The organism is Synechococcus sp. W55.2 (genome assembly GCF_047461635.1).
In the GTDB taxonomy this organism is placed as follows: Bacteria; Cyanobacteriota; Cyanobacteriia; order Thermostichales; family Thermostichaceae; genus Thermostichus.
The window spans coordinates 1-25,596 of record NZ_JANSHM010000040.1 but is presented as its reverse complement, the minus strand read 5'-3'; the positions used below and the strand labels follow the sequence as shown (position 1 = coordinate 25,596).

Sequence of the window (25,596 nt, the reverse complement as noted above, 5' to 3'; positions counted from 1 at the left end):
CATCTACACAGCGGGGCCATTGCGGGTGAGTTTTCTGATGGCAGAAGCTTCCGGTCAACCCGGCTCTTCTGGGGCTCAGCAGGCGGGGCGTCCTGAGGGATGACGGATCCACTCCACCCGGCAAGACTGAAGGGCCAACGAGTGCTGATCGGTTTCGACCCAGGGCGCGACAAATGCGGCATTGCTGTGGTGCAGGTGTTTACGCAAACGGAGCTGAAGGTTTTACACCGGGAGGTGGTCCCTTCCGCGGCAGCGCTGTCTAGACTACAAACGCTCCGGCAACAGTTTCAGGCGGAGCAAGTGATCCTGGGCAATCAGACGACGGCCCAAGCCTGGAAGTCTCAACTGGAATCGATCCTCCCCCCGCAGCAGATTGTCCTGGTGGATGAGCGGCACAGCTCCCAAGAGGCCCGTCAGCGCTACTGGGATTTTCACCCACCGCAGGGATGGGAGCGGCTGTTGCCCAAGGGGATGCGGGTGCCCGCCAAGGCTTACGATGATCTGGTGGCTCTCATTCTGGTGGAGCGGTACTGTCGTGGGCGAGATACGGCTGAGCCGACGTGAGCTGCTGCAGGGGATCCTGCTGGGGCTGGTGGCAGCAGGATGTGGGGGGCCGGATGCGCACTTGCCTCTTATCGTGGCGCTTAAGCAAGGGATCCCTGCCAGTTTGCTCAACGAGTTTCGCCGCAGGACTCAGGCCCGCTTTCGGCTGCAACTGTTGGATAGTCGGGATCAGTTGTTGGCCTATCTCCGGCAAAGCGTCCAGCCGGCTGATCCGGCCTGGTGGGATCCGGGGGGATGGTTCCGGCGGCGGCTGCCGGTGGCGGCTTTGAGTTTGTTGGGGGCCGACGGATTGGATCGGGCCATTGCTGCCGGTTGGCTGGATCCGCTACCGGAAAGCCTGCTGGGAGAACGATGGCAGAATCTGGATCCCCGTTGGCAAGCTGCGGCACTCCGGGAGGGGCAGATTTGGGGTGTGCCCTGGCGCTGGGGGGTAACGGCCATTGCCTACCGCCGCGATCGGGTGAGGGAGCCCATCCGGGACTGGGCGGATCTGTGGCGGCCTGAGCTGGCCGGCAAACTGACTCTGCCGGATCATCCGCGGGAGGTGATTGGGCTAACCCTAAAGAAAATGGGCCGCTCCTACAACGATCCCCTCGACCCTGAGGATGTGGAATTACGGCAAGAGCTGGGATCCCTGCATCGCCAGGTTTTAACTTACACCTCTTCCGACTACCTGCCCATCTTGCGCTTGGCCGATAGCTGGGTGGCCGTGGGCTGGTCGCAGGATCTCTACGCCACCCAAGCCAACTACCCTGAGCTGGCAGTGGTGATCCCGGCCTCCGGATCCGCCATCTGGTGGGATGTCTGGGTGCGACCCCACGTCGAAGACCATGCCCACGAAGACAATGCCCACACAGAATCAACCCAGACAGATTCCGGATCCCTGTTGGCTGACTGGCTTGATTTTGTCTTGAATCCTGAATTTGCCCCCCGCTTGGTCAATCTGAGCGGGATCCCTTCGGTTTTGCCGCTGGATTTGGCTCAACTTGCCCCACGCCTGCAACGCAGAGCCGACTTGCAAATCTCCACTTGGCAACGCTCGGAGATCTGGCGCCCCCTGAGCTCAGCCGAAGCCGAGTCCTATCTCAACCTCTGGGATCAAATGCGGCGGGGCCTTTTGTAGAAACACAGCGAGCGCGAGCCCTCCACTCTGCAACACTTCGTCAAGGTCCGCAATGCTTCTGAGGAGCTGTGGTAGGATGCCTGCTGTCTGATGAGCCAGTTGCACTTGCATCGAGGAGAGCACCTTGAGTCTGAGAGTTGCTGTTGTGGGGGGCGGCCCAGCCGGAGCCTCTGCTGCCGAAGTTCTGGCCCAAGCTGGAATCGAGACCTTTTTGTTTGAGCGGAAGCTGGACAACGCCAAGCCCTGCGGGGGCGCCATTCCCCTCTGTATGGTCTCCGAGTTCGACCTCCCCGAGGGGATCATCGACCGCAAAGTGCGCAAGATGAAGATGATCTCCCCTTCCAACTATGAGGTGGATATCGCCCTCGAAAAAGAAAACGAGTACATCGGCATGTGCCGCCGCGAGATCTTGGATGCCTTCTTGCGCAATCGTGCCCACCAAAAAGGGGCGGAGCTGATCAACGGCAAGGTAATGCATCTGGAAATCCCCCAGAATGGCCGGGATCCCTACATCCTGCACTACAACGATTTTTCCGACGGATCGAGGCAAGGGGTGCCGCGTTCTTTGGCTGTGGATGTGGTGATCGGGGCGGATGGGTTCCACTCCAAGGTGGCAGAAGCCATTGGTGCTGGCGACTACAACTATGCGCTGGCCTTTCAGGAGCGCATCCGGCTCCCGGACGACAAAATGGCCTACTACGCAGAGCGGGCAGAAATGTATGTGGGGGACGATGTTTCTCCAGACTTTTATGCCTGGGTGTTTCCCAAGTCCAACCATGTAGCCGTGGGCACCGGCACCATGAGGGCAAACCAAGCCCACATCCAAAAGTTGCAAGCTGGGATCCGCGCCCGTGCTGCCGAGCGTATCCGCGGCGGCCAGGTGATCAAGGTGGAAGCCCATCCGATCCCAGAGCATCCCCGTCCGCGCCGTGTGGTGGGCCGTGCTGCTTTGGTGGGAGATGCGGCGGGATACGTCACCAAATCCAGCGGCGAAGGGATCTATTTTGCCGCCAAGTCAGGCCGCATGTGCGCCGAGACCATCGTCGAGACCTCCAACGGTGGGGCGCGCATCCCCAGCGAAGAGGATCTCAAGCTGTATCTTAAGCGCTGGGATCGCCAATACGGCCTGACCTACAAGGTCTTGGACATCCTGCAGCGGGTGTTCTACCGTTCCAATGCCACCCGCGAAGCCTTTGTGGAGATGTGCGCCGACCGGGACGTGCAGAGGATGACCTTTGACAGCTACCTCTACAAGACGGTGGTGCCCATGAGCCCTTGGGTGCAGTTCAAGATCACGGTCAAAACCTTGGGCAGCCTGATTCGTGGCAACGCTTTAGCCCCCTGAGACAACCCTACTGCCACTGGAAGGTCACCGTAACGCGATCCCAGTTGGCCTCGGTTTTCAGCACACTGGCAGAGGCCCTTTGTCCGGGGGGCACGTCGCTGGGCTCAAACGCTGCCACTCGCGTATCGACAACTTCCTCCCCCCGGTAGAAGGTGAAGCGGGCGCGGGCGTTGAGAACCGTGCGGGTGCTGCGGTTGATCGCCTCCACGCTCAGGCGGCTACCGGCCCCCACTCGTTCTTCCCGAATGGATCCCACGATTACAAAATCTCCTGGGCTAGCGGCAGACTCGGCTGGGGTGGCGGTCGGAACTGGGGTGCCAGGCTGTGGGGCCGTCTCGCTTTGCTTGGGATCCGACTGCCTCAGCAGCTCCAAAACACGGGCCAACTCCTGCTGAAAGAAAACAAAGGCTTCCCGCGATTGGTTGGCCACCTGGGCCAAAATCAGTCGATCCGACTCCTCTACCGGAATTTCCAGGAGGGGAGCTGGCCCTTTTAGGGTGACTCGGATGCTGGCGACTTCTTGGTTGATGAACTTATCCAGGTAGGGAAAGATGTTGAGAATGCAATCTTGGAAGGATCCCATCGGCATGATGCGATTGTTCGTCAGCACCAAGTCGGCCCGCTCACAGCTAGCCCGATCCTCCATATCAATTTCCAGGGGCACGCGAAAGGAGCCGAGGCTGGTGTTGGTGATGGTGACCCCAATGCCGTACACCTCCTGCCGCCAGCCGTGAATGATCTCCAGGCTAGGGCTGGTGACTTCCTCGGTGAAATACTCTCCGGCCCAGGTCGGGGATCCCCACAGAGGCAGGGCCAATAGCAGCACAGGGAAATGGCAGGTCAGTCTCCCCTTCACCTCAACCTTCCTTAACTCAACTCGCGGACTTTGGGGCAGAGCAGCGGTGTTTCTTGCTCCCCCGGGATGGCAATAGCCTAACCCAGGGCTGGCGCAAACCAGGGGGAGTCTTTGAATAATCTTTCCAACAATAACGGCTTTGAACTTCATCCGCTCTGCCCAAAGGGATAGCCCAGTACCCGTCTTCATCGAGCTGGGGGTTGCCTTTGCGGTGGATCCCAGGGGCCATTTTGTCGGGGCAGCGCCACGGGCTCTGCCGTTTTCCGCTGGGATCCCGTCTGCGATAGGATCAGAAAGTTCAGAAAGTGCCAAAATCCTAAGAGCCTCAGATCGAGTGCGACCGTGTTCCTCACCTTCTCAGCAGTATGGCTAGATCCTCAGCGTCGTGGCTCAGTCGGCTCTCCTTTTTGCGAGGGCTGATCTTCATCTTGGCCGTGGTGGTTGCCCTCGTTTACTTGGGCTTCAGCCGGGAGGTTCGCCTTGGCCTTGACCTCAAGGGAGGAACCCAGCTCACGCTACAAGCTGTGCCCACCGAGGAGGTGCCTGAAATCACCCCCGAAGTGATGCAGGGGGTAGAGGCCGTCATCCAGCAGCGGATCAACGGGCTGGGGGTGGCTGAGCCTCTGGTGCAGATCAGCGGCCAAGACCGCCTGTTCGTGCAGTTGCCGGGGGTGGCGGATCCGGATCGGGCCATTGCTCTCCTTGGAGATACAGCCCAACTGGAGTTTCGCAAGGGCTTGGTTCCCGTCGGCGCGCTGCCCCGCAACGAGCGGGGAGAGATAACAGCGGGGGAGGATCCGGATACTCTGTTTGAGCGGGTCGGCCTCACCGGGGATCTGCTGCGCAATGCCTATCCCCAAGCCCCTCGCCGCGGATCCCAGAGTTGGGAGGTGCTGCTGGAGTTCAAGCCGGAGGGGGCAGAAAAATTTACTCAGCTCACCCGAGATCTGGCCGGAACAGAACGTCCATTGGGCATTTTTCTGGACGACGTGTTGATCAGTGCCCCGATCGTGGGGCCGGAGTTTGCCCGCACCGGCATTACCGGCGGGACGGCGGTGATCACGGGCAATTTTACGGTGGAAACCGCCACTGACTTGGCGGTCAAGCTCAGGGCAGGGGCGCTGCCGGTTCCCATTCAGGTGATCGAAAATCGCACTGTCGGGGCCACTTTGGGGGAAGTGAGCGTGCGCCGCAGCCTCTATGCCGGGATCGGGGGCCTGGTGCTGGTTTTCCTCTTTATGGTGGCCTACTATCGCCTGCCAGGGCTGATTGCGGACATTGCTCTGCTTATCTACGCCCTCTGTACCTTTGCTCTCTTCCAACTGCTGGGGGTAACCATGACTCTGCCGGGGATCGCCGGCTTTATCCTCAGCATCGGCATGGCGGTGGATGCCAATGTGCTGATCTTCGAGCGCATCAAAGAAGAGTTGCGGGCCGGCAAATCCATCTACAAGTCCATTTCGGAAGGGTTTAACCGCGCCTTCAGCAGCATCCTGGACAGCAATGTGACTACCCTTTTGGTCTGTGGCGTGCTTTTCTGGCTGGGGATGGGACTGGTGAAAGGGTTTGCGGTAACCCTGGGCATTGGCATTCTGGTGAGCTTCTTTACGGCCATCACCTGCACCCGTAGCCTGCTCTTGGCGGCAATGGGGATCCCCAGCTTGCGCAAACCTGAGTTTTACGGCGTTCGGATGGAGGCGGCCCAATCATGACGGCTCAAGAGCTATCCCCCGTAGATCCCGCCTCTCGGTTGCTCGACTATCGCTTCGACATTGTTGGACGGAGCAAGCTGTGGTTCAGCTTGTCCTTGGCGGTGCTGCTGGTGGGGCTGGTCAGCATGGCCTTTTCCCTGGCTTCTCTGGGAACTCCCCTGCGGCTGGGGTTGGATTTTTCCGGCGGCACCTTGCTGGATCTGAGCTTTGAGCGGCCTGTCACCACCGAGGAGCTGCGACGGGCGCTGCAGGAACACAACCTGGGGAGCAGCATCATTCAACTGGACACCCAGACGGGCCAGGAAGCCCTGATCCGCATGCCCCCTTTGTCGGAGACGGAGCGCTTGGCCGTGGAAGCCACCCTGCGGCAGGAGATTGCTCCCTTCGAGCGCAACCTGGTGGAGACAGTGGGCCCGACGGTGGGTCGTCTGCTCCTGCGTTCCGGCATCGTGGCCGTGCTCATCTCTTTCGGCCTGATTGTGGTGTATCTGGCCCTGCGCTTTCAGTGGGATTACGCGGTGTTTGCCATTGTGGCGCTGCTGCACGATGTAGTGTTGACGATAGGGCTATTTGCCCTTTTGGGCCTGACGGTGGGTATGGAGGTGGATAGCCTGTTTGTGGTGGCGCTGCTGACCATCATCGGCTTTTCTGTCAACGACACCGTGGTCATTTACGACCGCATCCGCGAAAACCTCCGCCTGGTGAGCCGCAAAGTCAGCTTCGCTGAGGTGGTGAACCTGTCTCTAAATCAAACTTTCGCCCGCTCCTTGAATACCACCCTGACGACGATGCTGCCCTTGGTTGCCATCGCCATTTTCGGGGGAGCTACCTTGAAGGGGTTTGCCATTGCCCTGCTCATTGGCTTTACTTTGGGGGTGTATTCCAGCATTTTTATCGCCAGTCCCCTGTTGGTGTGGTGGCGGCAGCAGCGCTATGGCAAAAGTAGCGAAGATGCCCGCGCAGGCAGGGATCCCGATTCACTTCCCTCTGAGGGCTAGGGCCCCGATATCGGAAAAATTGGGTCGATTGGGTGGGGATCTGTCGTTCGCGCTGAGACGGTGTCCTCTGGGTTCACCATTGCAGTCTTTGCCCATGGGAGATCAGGTAGCGCTGTAAATCGGCTATTTTGCCTTGCGGTACGATCTGAGCTGGGATCAGGCCGGGAGCTTGACTGCGCAGCCAAGCCACGGTCAGGCCTGCTGCCGAGCCGATGGTCCATTCACCGTAATGCACGCGGGTGGCGGCGTTGACAATGTGGCTGACGGCGATCCCTTTGCCGCCGATGAGCAGGTTATCCACCTTCTGCGGGATCAGGGCTTCCAAGGGAATGAGAATGGGACGGACGGAAAACTCGTTGACTGGCGCGGAGCTGGCCGACAGAGATGGCTCCCAGTTGCGGTAGCGACAGCCGTGGATATCGATGGCGTAGTGGGTAACCCCCACCACGGTAGGTCTGAAGTCCCGCCCCCCGGCGGTGCCGACGCGAATATCCTGCTCCAACATCAGGAACTCTGCTTGGCCGTAGGCAGCTCGCCCCAGGATGCGCCGACCTTCGCGGATGTAGGGGTAGAGGCTAAGGCCAGAGCGAGTGCCCAGCAAGGACTCTTCGGCAAACACCAAGGAGAGGGGATAGCCAGAGCGGGATTGAGTTTCCATCAGCCACTCGGCAAACAGCAGGGCGTGGTTTTCTCCATCTTTGATGGCCGAGACATCCAGGCCCCCCAGCCAGTTGTGGCGCTGCCCTGAGGCCACTAGCCGCTCTTCCGTCAGGATCAGGGGCGGGTTCATGATCCCCCAGTCGTTGCCGCGGTTCCAGTTCACCAGCGTCAGGTCGCCTGGAACAGGCGTGCTGTAGAAGGGATCCCGGCGACCCTTGCTGACGATGCGGCGGTAATTGAAAAAGCTCTGGCCGCTGAAGGTGGGGAAACCTTCCATGTCGAACTCGCGGCGGTGTTCGGCGCGGGAATAGCCCGGCTGCAGTTGGGCCAGCTCGGCGCGGGAGCGACCGCCATCGTCGTGGATGGCCAGCACGAAGGGAAAGGCAAAGGCTTGAGTGCACTCCGGGTTGCTGGCGGGGGCGGCATTGGGCTCTCCGGTCACGTCTCGCCCTTCCGAACCCAGCCGATAGGGGATCCCGGCCCAGCCCACCAGCTCTCCGGTATCGGTGGCATCGATCACGAAGAATGGGCGGCCCGGCGGCGCTTGTAGACGCAGCACTCGCTTGGCGAACACCTCCGTTTCCTGCCAACTGTACCAGCTCACCAGCTCCCGCCACAGCCGTCCCGGTGGCACAAAATCGGGATCCCGGGGTTGCCGCTGCACAGCATAAATGCTTTCAATCCGGGATCCATCGGCGCTGAAGGTGGCCCCCTTGAAAGCCGTTTGGGTAGCCCAGCGGCTGTTGGGGGCATTTTGAGCTGCCTGTTGCAGCCAGGTTTCCACCGCCTGCAGCCCGGCCTGGGGCGGAAAACACAGCCCTCCCACCCAGCAGCTGTTGATCTCGGATACGCGGGTTCCCGGCGGGATCCCTGTCCAGGCCGGCAGATGCACCGGCTGGCTTTCGATCAAGGCCTTGAACTCCAGCCAGTGGCGGGAAAAATTGCCCCGCTGCCGCATCGGCAGCGATTCATCAATGGCCGATACCCCCTGGGAGGTAATCTGACCCCCCAGCCAAGGGGTGAGCTCGACGAGACAGGTCTGCACCCCCCCTCGCATGGCATGGCCTGCCGCTGCCACCCCTCCCAGGGATCCGCCCACCACCACCAGCTCGCACTCCCAAATCTCGTCCGGCTGCGGCAAGGGATCCAACAAGGGCCAACCGTGGGCGGTAAAACGGGGCACCTCCGGCTCGGAGACGGCAACAGGGGATCCCACCTCTGGCTGGGAGAGGGCGGCAAACCCCATCCCGGCCACAAAGCTCAGCAGCGACAGGATCCCCAGCCCCACAGTTCGCTTGGGCTCAGATCCCCGGCACGCCGCAGCCGTCTTTTTGCCAGCCATGCTCACTCACACCCCCGGCCTTTCCCCGGCAGGAGAAATCCCCTTGAGAATAGCTGAGGAAACCGACATTGAGGCCAGCCAGGATCCCTGCCACAGGGCATAATGGGCTAGCAACTTTTTAACGGCAACGGCGGGATCCCATGGGACGGGCAAAGAAGGTGGTATTGGCCTATTCAGGCGGGGTGGATACTTCCGTCTGCATTCCCTATCTCAAGCACGAGTGGGGGGTGGAATCGGTGGTGGCCCTGGCAGTCGACTTGGGGCAGGGGGCGGAGCTGGAGGCCATTCAGGCCAAAGCCCTCAGGGCAGGGGCAGAGCAATCTCTGGTGCGGGAGGCTGTCCAGGCCCTCATTACCGACTATGCCTTCCCGGCCATCCAGGCCAACGCCCTCTACGAGCAGCGCTACCCCCTTTCCACGGCCCTGGCCCGACCCCTGATTGCCAAGCTGCTGGTGGAAGTGGCGGAAGAGGTGGGCGCCGATGCGGTGGCCCACGGCTGCACCGGCAAAGGCAACGACCAGGTGCGCTTTGATCTGGCTATTGCTGCTTTAAATCCCCAGCTCAAAGTGTTGGCCCCTGCCCGCGAGTGGGGGATGACCCGCGAGGAGACCATTGCCTATGGGGAGCGCTACGGGATCCCCATGCCCGTGCAGAAGTCCAGCCCCTACAGCATCGACCTCAACATTTTGGGCCGCAGCGCTGAAGCCGGCATCCTAGAAGATGCCGACCGGGAGCCGCCGGAGGAAGTGTATGCCCTCACCCGGCCTATTTCCCAGACACCCGACGAGCCCGCCTACGTGGAGATTGAGTTCGAGCAAGGGATCCCTGTCGGGGTGGATGGGCAGCGCCTCAGTCCCAAAGCCCTCTTCGAGCAGCTCAACTCCTTAGCTGGCCTGCATGGGGTGGGCCGCATCGACATGATTGAAAACCGCCTGGTGGGGATCAAGTCGCGGGAGATCTACGAGTGCCCTGCTCTAATGGTCTTGATCCAAGCCCACCGTGAGCTGGAAAGCCTCACCCTCACCCGCGATGTCATCCATTACAAGTACGGCATCGAGACCACCTACAGCCAGTTGATCTACAACGGCCTTTGGTACTCGCCGCTGCGGGAGGCTCTGGACGCCTTTATCCGCGCCACCCAGAAAAGCGTCACCGGTGTCGTGCGGATGCGGTTGCACAAGGGCCAGGCGGTCTGTGTGGGCCGTCGCTCCCCTTATTCCCTCTACAACCCCGAGCTGGCCACCTACGGCGCAGGAGACCAGTTCGACCACAAAGCGGCAGAAGGCTTCATCTACGTCTGGGGTCTGCCCACCCGTGTCTGGGCCCAGGTGCACCGGGGCCACGACTCCCATCCTGGCCTCAGTGGTGATTAAGCACTCCTGCGTGGTCGTTTAGAGGCTTTTGAGGTTCTCAATGGAGCAACAATGGGCTCTCTTCTCCGGATTGCCTGAGCAGATTGGTGGGCCTTTGGCTAGCCTGTCGGAGTCGAAATCAACATAGTGATTCTCAGGTTAAGGTGAGACCCCTGGGCCATTGATCGCGCCAGCGGGACGGAGTCCTTGAAAAGCCTTCTGGCCCCGTGCAGTCAACATTTTAGGTGTGGGTACAGCGGCCTAGTTTGAGTCGAAATGACCATAAACACCCTGAAAGCCTGCCGATGAACACCGACTGCCTTTGGGTTACTACAGTGGAGCACATCGTGCTGCCTATGATCAACGTTGGTTACATCCAGTTACTCCGCGAATACAAGGGCTTAAGCCAGGCCGATCTGGCTAACAAAGTTGGGCTGCCCCTGCAGGCCATTGCGGCCTGTGAGAAAGGGGAGTGCATGCCCTCCATTGGTCAGTTGGCTGCTGTTGCCCGTGCGCTGGGGGTGCCGCTTGAGGTCTTCTTCGAACAAAATGCCGCTTGTCCCCCACCGCCCGACTGTGATGGCCAGGCCAAGTCCAAGGGATCCATCCCGCCAGCGCAGACGGAACCGACTCTGTTATTTAGAGCAGATGACCCAAAAGTTCTCACCCCCGCGCTCAAAGCTCTGGTGCTTAAGCGAGCCCTAGCCTATGCCGAGATCGAGGAGGAGATTGGTGAGGTTGCTGTGTCACCGCCCCAAATGCCGGTGGAGACCTATGATCCGCATGCAGTGGAGCGCTACGCTGGGGACGTGCGAGACTTTCTAGGGGTAGAACATGCTCCTCTGGGAGATGTCATTGCCCGACTTGAGGAGCGCGGTTTGAAGATCCTCCTGACCCCCCTGCCAGCCCGTGTCAGTGGGCTCTCAGCTTACACCGAGTCGCTTGGAGCAGTTATCGTCGTCAACGACAATCACCCTGTTGAACGGCAGTTTTTCACCGCTCTACACGAGTTGGCTCACCTCATCTGCCATCGCCAGGACTTCGCGCACCCAGAAAAGGCTGTGGATGGCAAGCTGTTTTCTATAGCGGTGCGGAGCACTAGGGAGAAACTCGCCAACCATTTGGCTAGATCTGTGCTGCTGCCGCGTGACGTCCTTGAGCGAGAACTTCAGGCATTCCGCCACCGCTGGGTTCCTGAGGCCATGCTGCTTGACCTCAAGCTCAGATATAGCGTCAGCATGCGAACTGTCCTGGTGCGAGCCGCTCAAATTGGTATCATTTCTCGCAAGCAATGTGGCCAACAGATCGGTGTAGTAAACTGCCCGACCCTGACTGCTTCGCAGTACAGGACAGGCTTTTAGTAGCCCTGCAGTTAACAAGTTAACCACGGACCTCTGGGCTGGTTTACAGCAGCCCCAATCGACAGTTACCAGTGCCTTAAATAACCGTTTCTGGTGTCCGCATTATTATCATAACATAAAGCAAATAAAGTTGCACATTCCTCCCGACACCGACTTTATGAGTACAGTGCGGGACTCATGCAATTTCTAACTGAACAAGAAATACGGAAAAGACAAAGAGCCGCTTGAGCTACGGCGCGAGTTTTACAACCCGGCTTGGCAGAACGACCAGAGCCAACTGCCCAAATCCCGCCTTGAGCGGCTGGTGTTTCAGGCTCTCTCCCTTGAGGTTGTGAGCGCTTCCCGAGCTGCAGAAGTGCTGGGGGTTTCAATGGAGTATATCCGCAAGCGAGCTTCGTTTTGGTGGTCGAACGGCGCAAGTGCTCTTTAGCAGCCCCTAATGACCTTGCTTTCTGACGCCAACATCCTCATTGACTTCGCCAAGGTTGGGGGGCTGGAATCCTTAGCGAGGTTGGCAAGTCTGGAGGTGCTTGACGTGGTACTGGCAGAAGTCGATGACCCTTGCAAGTCCCAGGTTCTTGCTTTGGGCGTGCAGGTTGTCCAGGTGCAGGAAACGTGGCTTCCAGAGGCAATGGTTCTGAAGAAAAGTGGGTTGTCGATAGCTGACGCATTGTGTCTTCACTACTGCCGTACCAGCAGCTCTACGCTCCTCTCCGACGATGGCCGGTTGCGCAGAGCTTGCGCGGAGAGCGGCGTTGCCGTCCACGGCAGCCTTTGGGTAGTGTGTGAGCTCTATAACCAAAAGGTTTGTCTGCCGGAGGTACTGTGCAACTGGCTGGATCGCTGGGAGAAGGAGTTGAAAGCTCGCCTCCCTGCTGACGAGTTGGCCCAGGTGCGACAGGTTTTAGGATGTATCTCAGGTTCGTAGCGCCAGCACCCACCCTCAAGTCCCGGCAGTCCAGGTGTTGCCGTACTCGATCTGCTCGGGGGTGAGGCTGTCGATTTGGATCCCCATGGCCTTGAGCTTGAGGCGGGCAATGGCCTCGTCCACCTCGAGAGGAATGGGGTGAAGCCCTGGGGCCAAGCGGCCCCGGTTTTTCACCAGGTATTCGCAGGCCAGGGCCTGGTTGGCAAAGCTCATGTCCATGACGCTGGCGGGGTGCCCTTCGGCAGCAGCCAAGTTAATCAGGCGGCCTTCCCCCAGCACCACCACTGACTTGCCCGACTGCAGACGGTATTCTTCCACAAAGGGGCGCACCGTCTGTCGGGAGACGGCCCGCTCCTGCAGCGCCACCAGGTCGATTTCAATGTCAAAGTGGCCGGCGTTGCAGACCATCGCCCCATCCTTCATGCGGTCGAAGTGCTCGCCGCGAATCACGTGCTTGTTGCCGGTGACGGTGATGAAGATGTCCCCCAGAGCAGCGGCTTCTTCCATCGGCATCACCCGGAAGCCGTCCATCACCGCCTCCAGAGCCCGAACCGGGTTGACTTCCGTGACAATCACCTGGGATCCCATGCCGCGGGCCCGCATGGCCACTCCCTTGGCGCACCAGCCGTAGCCAGCCACCACCACCGTCTTCCCGGCCAGAAGGATGTTGGTACAGCGCAGGATCCCGTCCAGGGTGGATTGGCCGGTGCCGTAGCGGTTGTCGAACAGGTGTTTGGTCTCGGCGTCGTTGACGGTCATCACCGGGAAGCTGAGCACCCCCGCCTTGAGCATGGCCCTAAGGCGCACCAGGCCAGTGGTGGTCTCTTCCGTGGTGCCGATGAGCTCCGACAGTTGCTCCTGACGGTGCTGCACCAGCTCCGCCGTCACATCTCCGCCATCGTCGATAATCAGGTTGGGGCGGTGATCTAGGGCAATCTGGACATGGCGGCGGTAGGTGGCCACATCTTCTCCTTTGAGGGCAAACACCGAAATGCCATGGTCCGCCACCAGGCTGGCGGCCACATCGTCTTGGGTGGAAAGGGGATTGCTGGCAATGAGAACGCTATCCGCCCCCCCTGCTTGTAGAGCCAGGGCCAGGTTGGCCGTTTCGGTCGTAATGTGGCAGCAGGCCACCAAGCGCAGCCCGGCAAAGGGCTTTTCTTGAGCAAAGCGCTCCCGGATCTGGGCCAGCACCGGCATCTCCCGCGCCGCCCACTGGATCCGTTGCTTGCCCAGGGGGGCGAGGTTCAGATCTTTCACTTCATGCTTCGGGAGAGACAGGGTAGCGCTGGTCATCGAGTGTTGCTCCAAACAGGGTCATCGAGAGAGGATAGGGGAACGGAAACTGCAAGCCCCAAAGGGGGCCAGGCAGCCATAAAGATCAGCAAGGATGTCGATAAGCCTGAACTATTCTGCCACAAGGGATCCCCTTTCAGCGCTGGGGCTGGATGTAGGCAACCGCCGCATTGGCGTGGCCGGCTCCGACCGGCTGGGGCTGCTGGCTACTGGCCTGGGGGTGATCCAGCGCCGTTCCCTCTCAGAGGATATTGCCCAAGTGCAGGAGTGGATCCGCCGCCGCCAGGCCACCGTGGTGGTGGTGGGGATCCCCCTTCTGGCGGATGGGTCGGTGGGATCCCAGGCCCGCAAAGTCCAGCGGTTCGTGCGCGCTTTGCAGGTGGCCGTGGATCTTCCCATTGTTACCGTCAATGAATACCTGAGCACCGCGCAGGCGGAGTGGGATCTGCGCGAGGCGGGGATCCCGGCCAAAGCCCAGAAGGGCTTAATCGATCAGCAGTCGGCGGCGGTAATTCTCCAAACTTGGCTGGACGAGCGACGGGCTTCCCTGTCAGAAGTGCCGGCTTGGCAAAGCTGGGGCAACAAAGACTACGCTGGAGAAGTCTAGCCGGGAAAGTTTAAATCAATTCAAGCCCAAGGTGGGCCATCCCTCGTTGCCCCTTCTGCATCAGCAGGGTGTGATTGTTAAGTCGGGGCCTTTCGCGCAACTTTGATAACGTCTGATAACGTCACGTGAACCATCCGAGCATGAATCGCATTTGCATTCTTGGGGGCGGCTTTGGCGGGTTGTACACAGCTTTGGAACTGAGCCGGCAACCCTGGCCAGAACCACCCCAGATCACCTTGGTCGATCGGCAGGAGCGGTTCGTCTTTGCCCCCCTGCTTTATGAGCTGCTCACCGGAGAAATGGAAGACTGGGAGGTGGCCCCCCGTTTTCAAGATCTGCTGCCCCCGGGATCGGTGCAGTTTCGCCGCGGATCTGTCCAGGCCATTGACCCTCAAGCCCGCCGCGTGGAGCTGGAAGATGGGCAAAGCTTGGAGTACGACGCGCTGGTGCTGGCGCTGGGGGGAGAAACCCCTCTGGAGAGCGTTCCGGGAGCGGCGGAGTTTGCTTTTCCCTTTCGCACCCTGGCAGATGCTCAGCGGCTGCGCGCCCACCTGAAGGCGTTGGAAGACCGGGATCCGGCTCAGCCTGTGGCTCTGGCCATTGCAGGAGCAGGGGCTAGTGGCGTGGAATTGGCCTGCAAATTGGCGGATCGGCTGGGCTGGCGGGGACGGATCCGCCTCATCGAGTTGGGATCCCAAATCTTGTCCGGCTTTGCTCTCTCCAGCCGGGAGGCGGCCCAAGAGGCGCTGGCCCAACGGCGGGTGCAGGTGGAGTTGCAAACCAAGGTCTTGGGCATCGAGGCCCTTAACGAGAACGGCGCCCCTCCCTTCCGTCTGCAGCTCCAGCGACTGGAGACCCAGGAGATCGCCACAGATCTTGTGGATGCTGTGCTGTGGACTGTCGGAACCCGACCGGCAGCGGTGATTGCCAATTTGGATCTGCCCAAAACGGAGCGGGGACGGCTACAGGTTTTGTCCACCCTACAAACCCCCACCTTCCCAGAGATCTTTGCCTTGGGAGATGCAGCAGCGGTGGTGGATGCGGAGGGCAAGCCGGTGCCGGCCACAGCCCAAGCGGCTTTTCAACAGGCCGGTTATTGCGCCTGGAACCTGTGGGCTTTGCTCACCCAGGAGCGGCCTCTCTTGCCCTTTCGCTACTTTTCTCTGGGGGAAATGCTCAGCCTGGGGGTGGATACGGCGGTGCTTTCTGCCCTTGGCGGCCTCACACTGACCGGCCCCCTGGGCTATTTGGCCCGGCGAACTGCCTATTTGGTGCGCCTGCCCACACTGGAACACCAGCTCAAGGTGGGATGGAATTGGATCACCCGCCCCCTGTGGCAAGGGCTGCTGGCCCGCTAGGATCCCTGTAACTGGCAAGAGCGCTCGTAGGCCGCTCGCACTGCCTGCATCAGGGCTCCCCGCACCCCCGCCTGCTCCAAGGCTTGGATCCCGGCAATGGTCGTCCCCCCTGGACTGGTGACCCGGTCTTTGAGAACGGCAGGGTGCAGATTTTCTTGCTGCAAGAGGGCAGCAGTACCCGCCAAGGTCTGCAGGGCCAACTGGGTAGCAATGGGACGCGGCAGCCCCACCTGTACCCCTCCGTCGATCAGCCCTTCCAGAATCACCGCCAGATACCCCGGCCCGGAACCCGAAAGTGCCGTCACCGCATCCATCTGGCTTTCGGCCACCGTCACCACCTCGCCCACCGCGCGAAACAGCTTCTCCACCTGCTCCACCTGCATAGGCGTCACCCCTGGCCCGTAGCTGATGGCCGTTATGCCCGCCCCCACCAGCGCCGGCGTGTTGGGCATCGTGCGCACCACCTTTTGTTTGGGAAAAGCCTGCTGCAACTGCTGCAAGGGGATCCCGGCCATAATCGAGATCACCAGCTCTGTGGCGGACAGCCGGCCCATCTCAGCCACCACTGTCGGGAAGAGCTGCGGTTTAACGGCCAGAAACAGAATCTCAGACTCTCCCGCCTGGGATGGATCCGCCAACAATCGGATACCCAGCTCCTGCTGCAGGGCCACAGCCTTATCCAGATCAGGCTCCCGCAAGGCCACCTGCGCTGCGGGATAAACTCCCACAGCTACCCAACGCCGCAGCAGGGCGGATCCCATGGCTCCACCCCCGATAACACTTAGCAGTGGCCGCTCCATAGCAACTAGTGCTGACCTACTGCCTGCAGATGCTCATAGGTGCTGGGCCAGAGGGGGGTAGGGCTTTGCAAAGGGCGCTGCAGCGGCTGCACCACTTGGCTACTGGGGGTGGAAACCATCACCGTGCTGGGGGTGAACAAAAAAATGTTCTCTCCGATGCGCTCTTGGTGGCCATCGATGGCGTAGGTGCCGCCGGCAACGAAATCCACAGAGCGCTGCGCCTCAGCGGGATCCATTAGGGTCAAGTTCATGATCACCGTCTTGCGCTCCCGTAGGTACTGGATAACCTGAGCCATCTCATCGAAGCTGCGCGGCTCCATCACCACCACTTCACTGGTGGGTGGGTTTACGCCCGGTAATCCAATCACGTTGCTCCCCATACTGCCCCCTGCTGAGCGATCCCGATGCTGACTGCGCCGATGGCCCCGCGACTCTTCTCGACCGGCAGAGCCCTCCCCCGCTTCCACTCCCCGTTGCCGCCGCCCTCGCGGAAGGGTACTCACTTCCTCCTCTTCGGGGGGAGCAGCCGGTTGGGAACGGCGTCCCTCGTAGAGCAGTTGGTAATCATCCTGCCCTTCCATTTCAGAGTACTCCTCCAGGCCGTCCACGGGATCATTCAGACCCACAAAATCTCTTACCCTGCTCCAGATTCCATTGACATTCATATGCACATCCTCACTACAGGTCATCGATTTACGGCGAGCATAGGATTCAGGCTCTTGATTGGATCCTGAGTGGCTCACTCAAGCTAGGGGGCGTCCTTTTATTCTCGGTCAAAGTCTTTCAATAGGCTGAGACAGGGTTTGCTCAGGAAGCTGCCGAAGCAGGTGGTGGCTAACGTAGGTTAACAAAACCCCATTGATTCGACGACTAGAGTTTACCCAGAAGAAGTGAAGATGTCATCTCACTTGCCAAGCCGTTGTTTGGCAGGATTGAACTCTGCTCCCCGTCTGGATTGAGCCCACGTTAACGGAAGTAACGCAACAAATTTCCCCCAAATTTCCCCAATAGGGCAAATCCTGGGCGGGATCCCCCCGCTTTTGATCGAGCCAAGCCAAACTCTCGCCCCGAAGGTGCCCCGCAGGGCGACTGGGGAGTTGCACGGCTTTACACAAAATATTTACACAAAAATTTAACGGCTTCACAGAGGTCACATCTATTTCCGCTCGGCGTCGGCAAACAAAGCGCGCCCCAGCCGGATCAAGTTAGAGCCTGCTGCCACCGCCAGGAGGTAATCGTCGGACATGCCCATGGAGAGGGTGTGCAACTGCAGATGCTCGTAGCCACTGCGCTGGATGTAATCGGCCAGTTCGGCCAGCTTGCGAAACAGGTCTAGGGCCGCCTCTGAGCTCAAGCCCAAAGGCAAAATGGTCATCAGGCCCACAATTTGCACCTGCAGCAGTTGGTTCAGTTCGGGGAGGCTCTGCAACAGATCGGGGATGAGCCAGCCGAACTTATTGGGATCCGGAGCCAATTTAACCTGCAGGCAAAGCTTGGGGGTGAGGTGCAGCTCCCAGGCTCTTTGGTTGATCAGCTTGGCCAGGCGCAAGCTATCGACGCTGTCGATCCAGGCAAATTGCTTAAGGGCTGGTTTTACTTTGTTGGTCTGCAGATGCCCAATTAAGTGCCAAACAATGCCGGTCAGATCCTGCAGTTGCCCTTGTTTGACGGCGGCCTCTTGCACTCGACTCTCCCCAAAGTGGCGGATCCCAGCCCGATAGGCGGCGCGGATGTGGTCGGCACTGTAGCCTTTGCTCACTGCCATGATCTCCACATGGTCTGGGATCTGGGATCGGATGGCCTGAATGCGGCTGTGGATGAGCTGCTCGTCAAGGGGCATCGTCAGGTCAGCAGGCCGGGGATCTCTATCCCCATTCTCGTTCCAATTGGCAACAATGCTCTGGGATAGATTTTTGCAGAACCCAGAGCCAACGGGCTGTCCGCTACCGCTGCCAGGGATCCGGTCGGGAGATGATCACGCGGGTGCCGGGCGCCAGTTTGCGCGCGTAGTCCAACTGCACCACTTCTGGGTTTTGCTTCAGGGCTTCCCCCTGGAGGCGAATGGCTTGGGCTTCTCCTTCTGCCAGGATCACCAATCGTTGTTTTTCCAGCTCTGCTTTTTCCACGAGGAAGCGTTCCCGCTCTTTCTCTTGCTCGGCAATTTGCTTTTGCTCGATGGCCGTTTGGAATTGGTCAGAGAAGCGGACATTGCGCAGCAGCACGTTTTGCAAGATCAGGTCATTCTCAGCAAAAATGCTGGAGAGCTGCCGCTCCACATTTTCCTGGATCTGCTCGCGTTCTTCCGAGAAAACGGCGATGGCGCGGTGCAAAGCCAGTTCATTGCGCACCACCGTCCGCACCTCTGGGCGAATCACTTTGTCCACGTAGGAAGGGCCAATGGTCTGGTGCAGGTGGGCCACTTGGTCGGGATCCAAGCGAAAGCGCACCGAGACATCGAGGGAGATCTGCTGGCCGTCGGCGCTGAGCACTTTCAACGCATCATCCCCCTGGTTTTCGGAGCGTTGGGAGGCCATGGTGTAGGTTTGGGTGCGCACGTCGTAGAAGATAGGCGTTTCCACCAGCGGCAGCAGGAGGTGCAGCCCTTCTCCCAGCGGCTGCGGCTTCAGCCCCGTCAGGGAGTTGAACACCACGGCCCGTGTGCCGGCAGGCACCACCACCAAGCACTGCAGCAAGGTGGCCAAGAGGATCAGCAGCAATGCCCCACCCACCAAGGGAATCCAGGACAAAGCGGGAAGTTCAAAAGCAGGACGACGGGGGTGGGCCGATTTCACAGGTGTGTTACCCAAAAACCTAAAGAACTCGAACAGGTGCCCCGGGGATGGCCGGCCAAGCTCTTCTTGAGCTTAACCCAAGGCCGCAGCCAAGATCTGATAGGCCAGTTTGGCGACCGTGAAGGCGCTGCGGCGATCGGTTTCCCGTTCTCCCGTGACCGACAGCTCGACCACATCGGCGCCGATGATTTGCCGTTGCTGTCCTAGTGCCCGAATCAGCTCCACCGTCTCCCACCAGCCCAAGCCGCCAGGTTCGGGGGTACCGGTGGCTGGCACAACAGCGGGATCCAGCCCATCCACATCCACCGTCAGGTAAACCTGGGGGCCCAAGGTGGCAATCACCTCTGGGATCCACTCCTGGGCTGGCCTGGTGTGCAAGCTGTGGGCAAAAAAGGTGTGCAGACGGCGCTTGCGAATGGTCTGGCGGTCTTCGGCGCAGATGGAGCGGATCCCCACTTGGGTGAGGCGGCTGCCCACTTGCTCCACCACGCGGGCCATGGCAGAAGCATGGGAATAGCGGGATCCCTCGTAGCTATCTCTCAGGTCGCAGTGGGCATCGATTTGCAGGACGTGCAGCTCCGGATAATGGGCCAGGTGGGCAGCAATCAGGGGCCCGCTGATGGAGTGCTCCCCACCAATGGAAAGCAGGAACCGCCCCGGTCTCACCCACTCGGCAGCGCGACGCTGGATTTCGGCCATAGCCAGCTCCTGGGCGGAAGATCCCAGACCTTCCAACTCCACCGGGGGGGCCGTCCAGTAGCGGGAGATCTCTTCCGAGAAGTCGGGGTGAAGAGCTGGCTGGCGATCCCGTACCTCGTCGTAGATCTCCACATAGGCAGAAGCCTGCAACAGCGCCTGAGGGCCTTTGGCGGTGCCTTTGCCATAGGAGGTGGTGGCCTCGTAGGGGACGGGCAGGAGAATTGCTTGGGCCATCTCCGGATCCGGCTCAGGCAGGCCCAGGAAGGGGAAGGGAGAGCGATACATGATGGCTTGCAAGAAGGGATCCCTATTCTATTGAATCTATTGAAGAATTGTGGTGAGCCAAAAGGACTGGGATGATGGGGTAAAGAGGGATCCCTTGTGGGATTGAGGCAAACCCTCTAGACTGAGCAAAGGCTTCCCCAAGCCCAGTTTTAGCAGCCATTTGTTTTCACTCCTCTTAGACTGCCTTTCCACAAGCTGACGAGCCTATGACCACTGCCTCTCACGCTGCTCTTTTCGACGCTCTGGCCCAACGTCGGGCCCTCAAGATCATCAGCGGTCTACAAAACTTCGACCTGCAGTCGGTTCTGAGCATCACCCGCGCCGCCCAACAGGGAGGGGCCACTTGGGTGGATATCGCTGCCAGCCCCGAATTGGTGCAGCGGGTACGCGCCCAGATCGATCTGCCCATCTGTGTGTCGGCGGTGGAGCCGCAGCAGTTGGCCGCAGCCGTACAGGCAGGAGCAGACATGGCCGAGATCGGCAATTACGACAGCTTCTACCCTTCAGGCCGCATCTTCTCCGCAGCGGAAGTCCTAGACCTTACCCGCCGAACCCGCTCTCTTCTGCCCCGCACGCTCTTGTCGGTAACCGTTCCCCACACTCTGCCTCTGGATCAACAGGCGGAATTGGCCGAGAAACTGGAGGATCTGGGAGCTGACCTCATCCAAACCGAGGGCAGCACCAGCGCCGAGCCGGTTCATGGGGGATCCCTGGGCCTGATCGAGAAGGCTGCCCCCACCCTGGCCGCCGCCTATGAAATTAGCCGTGTCGTCTCGGTACCGGTTATCTGCGCTTCCGGCCTCTCGACGGTAACAGTGCGCTTGGCCATTGCTGCCGGCGCTTCAGGTGTAGGGGTGGGCAAAGCTGTCAGCCGGCTCCAGGATGAAGTGGCCATGGTGGCTCAAGTGCGGGCATTGGTGGAGGCCTTGGGAGGATCTCGGATCCCTGCCCTTGTCTAGGTCGATGTCTGACCGGTAAAAGTTGACCCTCTTGCGCCAGCGTGCGCTGGTGCATTTTTTTTAGATTTTCTTGGACAAGCAGGGAATAAGTAGGTAAGTAGGGCAGCTGAGGGTTGAGATCAGCCGCTAGAAGTTTTGCTGCTCACAAGTGCTTCACTTTCTTCCGCGTAGAGGTGGCATACCCGGCAATATCCAATTTGCGGCGGTTGCTACACTTGTCGTCCTTGACTTCCCAGACCAATTCCGTCCGCAGCCGTCGCCCCAGTCATGTTCTGCAAAGATTCCAAGTCCTGAGCCGCATTGGGCAGACATGGTTGACAATGCGAGGGATCCCTTTTTGAACTGTCCATGAGCTGGCAACGCCCAGATAATCGCACCGCTGCTCAATTGCGCCCGGTTTCTTTTGAGCGCCACTTTACCCGCTATGCCCCTGGCTCGGTGTTGGTCAAGTTCGGCCATACCCATGTCCTTTGCACCGCCAGTGTGGCCGAAGAAGTTCCCCCTTTTCTGCAGAACACCGGCCAAGGCTGGCTGACGGCTGAGTACCGCATGTTGCCCGGAGCCACGCAACAACGACAGCCGCGGGAAATGTTGAAACTATCGGGCCGTACTGCCGAGATTCAACGGCTCATCGGGCGCAGTCTGCGCGCCGCCTTGGATTTTCGCAAGCTGGGATCCCGTACCATCACCGTCGATGCCGATGTGCTGCAGGCCGATGGCGGAACGCGCACCGCCGCGATCACAGGGGGCTATGTGGCTCTGCACGACGCCATCACTTGGCTGTACAAACAGGGGGCGCTGGATCCGGCCCAGGGATCCCCGCTGCGGCAGCAGGTGGCGGCCCTTTCAGTAGGAATTGTGCAGGGAGAGGTACTTGTGGATCTGTGCTATGAGGAAGACAGCCAAGCCGAGGTGGACATGAACATTGTTATGAACGAGCAGGGATCCTTCATCGAGATCCAGGGCACTGCCGAAGCCGCCTGCTTCAGTCGCCCGCAACTGCTACAAATGTTGGAGATGGCCCAAGCCGGGATCCAAGAATTGCTACAAGCCCAACGGCAGGCTCTCAATTTAGAAAGATAGAGCCATAGCCGGACCTTAGCCTTGCAATGGTAATCCTTCAAGGCACTGCATATGGGATTGCATGGGTGTATATCCTGGTTGGCAAAGCGGTATTCCCTTGCTGTAAAGGAATGGCCGGGAAAGCTAAGATCAGCCAGTTGTTAAAATAAGTGAGCTCTCTGAAGCTCTCCTTTCGACGGTTTGAGCGTGTGGCTGAGGTGAATCGCTGCTCATTTGGCCTGAAGAAGTTGGCCCGGAGAACGCTGCATGTCCCGTTTTGTGTTCGGCTCGGAGGAACTTGCGCCACTGCTCAGGCAGCAAGGTTGGCGGTTTACCACTGGATATCTGCACATTCACCTCAAAGGACTGGATCCCTCTGAGGGTGCGGAACCCTGGGTGTTGACCTACTACCACGGCAGGCTGCTTTTTTCTGCCGATCAACCCCTCAACACGCAAATCCTGCTGAAACGACTCTCCCGCTTTATTCCTCGCCTCAACTTGGAATGGCCACAGCGGGCCATCTCGGTGGTGCAAGAGCGCTTGATGAAAGACCATTCCTTACCTGAGCTGCTGGAGGCTATCACGCAATTGGGCCTGCTCAAGCCGGGGGAGCTGGAAGATGCCCTGTGGCTCAACCTGCTTACCGATTTCGACCGCTACCTATTCGAACGGGCAGGCACCTGCTACTTCGAGATGCAGGAACGGGTTGCCCAAGAGGCCCCCATCGGCGGGTTTGAGTTGGAGCCGCTGCTGCAAGAAGCCGCCCGGCGCCACGATCGCTGGGCAGATTTGAAGGTGGCGATCCCAACTATGCTGGCGGTGCCGGTGGTCAATTGGGAGCGAGTCAACCGCTATCGCATCACCGATGAGCAACGACAGAAGCTCCACGCCCTCACCAAAGATGGCCAGTCGCTGGAAGCAATCGCCAAGAAGCTGTGCCGGGATCGGCTGGAGGTGGCCAATCTCTTTGCCTCCTGGGCGAAAAAAGGTTTGGTCAGCCTACAAACACCCCAAGAGCTGCTGCAGACCAAGCGCCACAACCCGATAACCATCTTGGCGGTGGACGACAGCGTGGTGATGCAGGAAATCCTACGGCAGTATTTGCCCAACTATCAGGTGATTACAACGGGCAACCCCGCCGAGGTGCTTCCTTTGTTGTTTCAGCATCGGCCCCACCTGTTGTTGATGGATATCGCCATGCCGGGGATCGATGGTCTAGAGCTTTGCCGCATTGTGCGCAGCTTAGAAGAGTTTAAGTCCCTTCCCATCCTGATGGTTACCGCTCGCGATGGTCTGCTGGCCCGCATCCGCGGCAAATGGTCGGGGGCAACCGCCTACTTGACCAAGCCCTTCAACGAAAGTCAGCTTAATGCAGAGGTGAAGCGGCTTCTGGCCCAACAGCCGCCTGCCCACAGACAAAATCCTCTGTCGGTTCAGGGAGGCAGAACAGGTCATCCTGCCCTGTTTCAGGGATCCCCCAATCCCCTTGAGGATCAAGCGAAAGCATAATATCCCCCTAGGCTTATCCCCATCACCATCAGCTTTCCTGTCAGAACTAACGAAAATTTTGTGTTAGACAAGAAATCAACCCAAGAGATCATAACCTGTCTGGGCCGACTGTCGATGTCAGAAGAAGTGCGCACGCTGTTGGGTCGCTTTCTCTTCAGTGGCGACGCCTTTTTTAAGAAGGTAGCGGCTTTGAGTGGAGGAGAAAAAGCCCGCTTGGCGTTGGCGAAAATGCTACTTCAGCCGGCCAACCTACTGATTTTGGATGAGCCCACCAACCACTTAGATATCCCGGCCAAAGAGATGCTGGAAGAAGCTTTACAGCATTACAATGGCACGGTGATCCTTGTTTCTCACGACCGCTACTTTATCTCAAAAGTGGCCAACAAGATTGTAGAGATTCGCAACGGAGAGTTGGTCGCCTACCAGGGCAACTATCACTACTATCTAGAAAAGATCGCTGAAGAGAAAGAGAAAGCTCGACAAGAGCGAATCGCTGCCGAAAAACGAGCCAAAGAGCGAGAAAAACAGAAAGCCAAAAAGGCAGCCGGCAAAACCTAAGGAGCCAAAGCAATGTTTACGGGTCTGGTTCGAAGTTTGGGCACAGCCCAGTTGATCAATTCTTCACAGCTACGGGTTACCTGTCCCCGGTTGCAACCTCAGTTGGCGTATGGAGATAGCGTGGCGGTGGACGGCCTTTGCCTGACGGTGGTGGAGATTCTGCCCGATGGATTTTTGGCCGATGTTTCGCCGGAAACCCTGCGGCGCTCGACTTGGGGCCAGGGATCCCTCGGCCCGCGCACAGTCAACCTGGAACCGGCGCTGCGGGTAGGAGACAAGTTAGGGGGGCATTTTGTCAGCGGCCATATCGATGGGGTGGGGCAACTGTGGGATCAAGCCGCCACTGGCAACGCCTGGGAGCTGAGCTTCAAGGTTCCTGAAGAGATCGGGCGTTACATCGTACCCAAGGGCAGCGTGGCGGTGAATGGGGTGAGCTTGACCATTGCTGAGGTGCGCCAAGGGGGCTGCTGGTTCAAGGTGGCTGTGATCCCCCAAACCTACCGCGAGACCAACCTTTCTCAGCTCCAAGTTGGGGATCCCGTCAACATAGAGGCGGATATTTTGGGCAAGTATGTGGAAAAATTGCTGGGCTTGCTGCCCCCCGAGAGCAGCGTTTCTCTGGAGTTTCTGGCCGAGCATGGCTATATCTAGGTACCTTTCCCATGATCCACCCCGAGGAAGTTGAGCGCCTGCGCGGCGTAAATGTTTATCTCATTGGGATGATGGGCAGCGGCAAATCCACCGTGGGATCGGAGCTGGCAGCCCAGTTGCGCTTTCAATTTTTCGACACCGATAGTCTGGTGGAGCAGGTGGGGGGTTCTTCCATCGCTCAGATCTTCGCCGAGCATGGGGAAGCCTACTTCCGGGATCTGGAGACGCAGGTGTTGGCCCAGTTGAGCAGCTACACCCGGTTGGTGATCGCCACAGGCGGCGGCATTGTGTTGCGCCCCAAAAATTGGAGCTACTTGCACCATGGCCTCACTGTTTGGCTGGATGCGACCCCCGAGCTGATTTGGCAGCGGCTCAAGCGGGATCCCGGCCAACGCCCCCTGCTGCAAACCCCCGACCCCCAAGCTGCCCTGTACAAGCTGATGCAAGAGCGAGAGCCGTTCTACGCCCAAGCCGATGTGCGGGTGCCCATCCGGTCAGAAACTAGCCCGCCCCAGTTGGTTGAACAGATCTGGCAAGCCATTCGCGCCCGCTTGCGAGATGGGATCCCTTCCTAGCCACCTCATGCCCATTACAAAAAACAAAAAGGGATCCCATGAGGGATCCCTGAACTCTTTAGTTTTTGATTTTTGATTACTCAAGATTCGCCGGGAGCGGATCCCTGACGAGACCAGAACGGCTTCCTTTAGAGCGCATTGCCGCGGGGGAGGACTTCTTCAGGGAACTCAAAGCGCTCATGGGGCTGGTCCTGCGGCGCCATC

General features: G+C 59.4%; 23 protein-coding genes and 2 pseudogenes. 16 read left to right on the top strand and 9 right to left on the bottom strand.

Going from position 1 to position 25,596, the window contains the following annotated elements; genetic code table 11:
• Positions 1 to 99 precede the first annotated feature (99 nt).
• From ruvX (NW828_RS09140) to chlP, 3 genes are all read left to right on the top strand, one after another.
• Positions 100 to 564: a Holliday junction resolvase RuvX gene (gene ruvX / locus NW828_RS09140; protein WP_414331042.1), complete on the top strand. Its 465-nt coding sequence runs from the start codon at positions 100 to 102 to the stop codon at positions 562 to 564.
• Positions 536 to 1,687 carry an extracellular solute-binding protein gene (locus NW828_RS09135; RefSeq protein WP_414383370.1) on the top strand — a complete coding sequence of 384 codons (1,152 nt, stop codon included), beginning with the start codon at positions 536 to 538 and terminating at the stop codon, positions 1,685 to 1,687. The genes ruvX (NW828_RS09140) and NW828_RS09135 overlap by 29 nt, the downstream gene beginning before the upstream one ends.
• 124 nt (positions 1,688 to 1,811) lie before the next feature.
• A complete protein-coding gene (gene chlP / locus NW828_RS09130) occupies positions 1,812 to 3,032 on the top strand; it encodes a geranylgeranyl reductase (RefSeq protein WP_414331046.1) in 1,221 nt (406 codons plus the stop codon).
• 7 nt (positions 3,033 to 3,039) lie between these two features.
• Here chlP and NW828_RS09125 read toward each other — a convergent pair whose 3' ends face one another.
• Entirely contained in the window at positions 3,040 to 3,888 is an 849-nt protein-coding gene (locus NW828_RS09125) for a hypothetical protein (protein WP_414383368.1), read from the bottom strand.
• Positions 3,889 to 4,253: 365 nt separating this feature from the next.
• Between NW828_RS09125 and secD the strand changes: the two genes are divergently transcribed.
• Together secD and secF are read left to right on the top strand one after the other, a co-directional pair.
• Positions 4,254 to 5,600, top strand: coding sequence for a protein translocase subunit SecD (gene secD, locus NW828_RS09120; RefSeq protein WP_414331113.1), 1,347 nt, complete (start codon positions 4,254 to 4,256; stop codon positions 5,598 to 5,600).
• On the top strand, positions 5,597 to 6,598 hold the full coding sequence (secF, locus tag NW828_RS09115) for a protein translocase subunit SecF (protein WP_414383366.1): 1,002 nt from the start codon (positions 5,597 to 5,599) through the stop codon (positions 6,596 to 6,598). Before secD ends, secF begins: the two co-directional genes overlap by 4 nt.
• Before the next feature lie 73 nt (positions 6,599 to 6,671).
• Here the strand turns inward: secF and NW828_RS09110 are convergent, their stop codons facing one another.
• Entirely contained in the window at positions 6,672 to 8,600 is a 1,929-nt protein-coding gene (locus NW828_RS09110) for an FAD-dependent oxidoreductase (RefSeq protein ID WP_414383364.1), read from the bottom strand.
• 140 nt (positions 8,601 to 8,740) lie between these two features.
• Between NW828_RS09110 and NW828_RS09105 the strand changes: the two genes are divergently transcribed.
• The 3 genes from NW828_RS09105 to NW828_RS09095 all read left to right on the top strand — a co-directional run bounded on the left by NW828_RS09105 (position 8,741) and on the right by NW828_RS09095 (position 12,241).
• On the top strand, positions 8,741 to 9,973 hold the full coding sequence (locus NW828_RS09105) for an argininosuccinate synthase (RefSeq protein ID WP_414383362.1): 1,233 nt from the start codon (positions 8,741 to 8,743) through the stop codon (positions 9,971 to 9,973).
• Positions 9,974 to 10,308: 335 nt separating this feature from the next.
• The gene (locus NW828_RS09100) at positions 10,309 to 11,313 is read left to right on the top strand and encodes an ImmA/IrrE family metallo-endopeptidase (protein WP_414383360.1); all 1,005 of its coding nucleotides are present in this window, start codon (positions 10,309 to 10,311) and stop codon (positions 11,311 to 11,313) included.
• A gap of 439 nt (positions 11,314 to 11,752) precedes the next feature.
• Positions 11,753 to 12,241, top strand: coding sequence for a hypothetical protein (locus NW828_RS09095; protein ID WP_414383358.1), 489 nt, complete (start codon positions 11,753 to 11,755; stop codon positions 12,239 to 12,241).
• 15 nt (positions 12,242 to 12,256) lie between these two features.
• Here the strand turns inward: NW828_RS09095 and ahcY are convergent, their stop codons facing one another.
• On the bottom strand, positions 12,257 to 13,537 hold the full coding sequence (ahcY, locus tag NW828_RS09090) for an adenosylhomocysteinase (RefSeq protein WP_011433351.1): 1,281 nt from the start codon (positions 13,535 to 13,537) through the stop codon (positions 12,257 to 12,259).
• Positions 13,538 to 13,631: 94 nt separating this feature from the next.
• On the opposite strand from ahcY, the gene ruvX (NW828_RS09085) reads away from it, so the two are divergent.
• Both ruvX (NW828_RS09085) and NW828_RS09080 read left to right on the top strand, forming a co-directional pair.
• Positions 13,632 to 14,144, top strand: coding sequence for a Holliday junction resolvase RuvX (ruvX, locus tag NW828_RS09085; RefSeq protein ID WP_011433350.1), 513 nt, complete (start codon positions 13,632 to 13,634; stop codon positions 14,142 to 14,144).
• A gap of 140 nt (positions 14,145 to 14,284) precedes the next feature.
• The gene (locus NW828_RS09080) at positions 14,285 to 15,502 is read left to right on the top strand and encodes an NAD(P)/FAD-dependent oxidoreductase (RefSeq protein ID WP_414383355.1); all 1,218 of its coding nucleotides are present in this window, start codon (positions 14,285 to 14,287) and stop codon (positions 15,500 to 15,502) included.
• Here NW828_RS09080 and proC read toward each other — a convergent pair.
• From proC to speB, 5 genes are all read right to left on the bottom strand, one after another.
• Positions 15,499 to 16,302, bottom strand: coding sequence for a pyrroline-5-carboxylate reductase (gene proC, locus NW828_RS09075; protein WP_011433348.1), 804 nt, complete (start codon positions 16,300 to 16,302; stop codon positions 15,499 to 15,501). The genes NW828_RS09080 and proC overlap by 4 nt on opposite strands.
• A gap of 5 nt (positions 16,303 to 16,307) precedes the next feature.
• Positions 16,308 to 16,883 (bottom strand): cell division protein SepF, encoded by a 576-nt coding sequence (locus NW828_RS09070; protein ID WP_011433347.1) that lies wholly within the window; start codon positions 16,881 to 16,883, stop codon positions 16,308 to 16,310.
• A 575-nt stretch (positions 16,884 to 17,458) separates the two neighbouring features.
• Positions 17,459 to 18,142: a YggS family pyridoxal phosphate-dependent enzyme gene (locus NW828_RS09065; protein ID WP_414383354.1), complete on the bottom strand. Its 684-nt coding sequence runs from the start codon at positions 18,140 to 18,142 to the stop codon at positions 17,459 to 17,461.
• Positions 18,143 to 18,245: 103 nt separating this feature from the next.
• The gene (locus NW828_RS09060; protein WP_011433345.1) at positions 18,246 to 19,094 is read right to left on the bottom strand and encodes a prohibitin family protein; all 849 of its coding nucleotides are present in this window, start codon (positions 19,092 to 19,094) and stop codon (positions 18,246 to 18,248) included.
• Positions 19,095 to 19,166: 72 nt separating this feature from the next.
• Entirely contained in the window at positions 19,167 to 20,090 is a 924-nt protein-coding gene (gene speB, locus NW828_RS09055; RefSeq protein WP_414383352.1) for an agmatinase, read from the bottom strand.
• A 194-nt stretch (positions 20,091 to 20,284) separates the two neighbouring features.
• On the opposite strand from speB, the gene NW828_RS09050 reads away from it, so the two are divergent.
• The 6 genes and pseudogenes from NW828_RS09050 (at position 20,285) to NW828_RS09025 (ending at position 25,392) form a co-directional block, all read left to right on the top strand.
• Complete coding sequence (locus tag NW828_RS09050; protein ID WP_414383350.1) at positions 20,285 to 21,037, top strand: DUF561 domain-containing protein; 753 nt, start codon at positions 20,285 to 20,287, stop codon at positions 21,035 to 21,037.
• A gap of 348 nt (positions 21,038 to 21,385) precedes the next feature.
• Complete coding sequence (rph, locus tag NW828_RS09045) at positions 21,386 to 22,120, top strand: ribonuclease PH (protein ID WP_011433341.1); 735 nt, start codon at positions 21,386 to 21,388, stop codon at positions 22,118 to 22,120.
• A 246-nt stretch (positions 22,121 to 22,366) separates the two neighbouring features.
• Positions 22,367 to 23,608 carry a response regulator gene (locus NW828_RS09040; RefSeq protein ID WP_414383348.1) on the top strand — a complete coding sequence of 414 codons (1,242 nt, stop codon included), beginning with the start codon at positions 22,367 to 22,369 and terminating at the stop codon, positions 23,606 to 23,608.
• 117 nt (positions 23,609 to 23,725) lie between these two features.
• A pseudogene (locus tag NW828_RS09035) lies at positions 23,726 to 24,166 on the top strand (ATP-binding cassette domain-containing protein); the annotation flags it as partial.
• A gap of 12 nt (positions 24,167 to 24,178) precedes the next feature.
• Positions 24,179 to 24,817 (top strand): riboflavin synthase, encoded by a 639-nt coding sequence (locus NW828_RS09030; RefSeq protein ID WP_414332173.1) that lies wholly within the window; start codon positions 24,179 to 24,181, stop codon positions 24,815 to 24,817.
• 11 nt (positions 24,818 to 24,828) lie between these two features.
• Positions 24,829 to 25,392: a shikimate kinase gene (locus NW828_RS09025; protein ID WP_414383347.1), complete on the top strand. Its 564-nt coding sequence runs from the start codon at positions 24,829 to 24,831 to the stop codon at positions 25,390 to 25,392.
• Between the two features lie 128 nt (positions 25,393 to 25,520).
• Here the strand turns inward: NW828_RS09025 and NW828_RS09020 are convergent.
• Positions 25,521 to 25,596, bottom strand: a pseudogene (locus NW828_RS09020) (photosystem II protein D2); the annotation flags it as partial.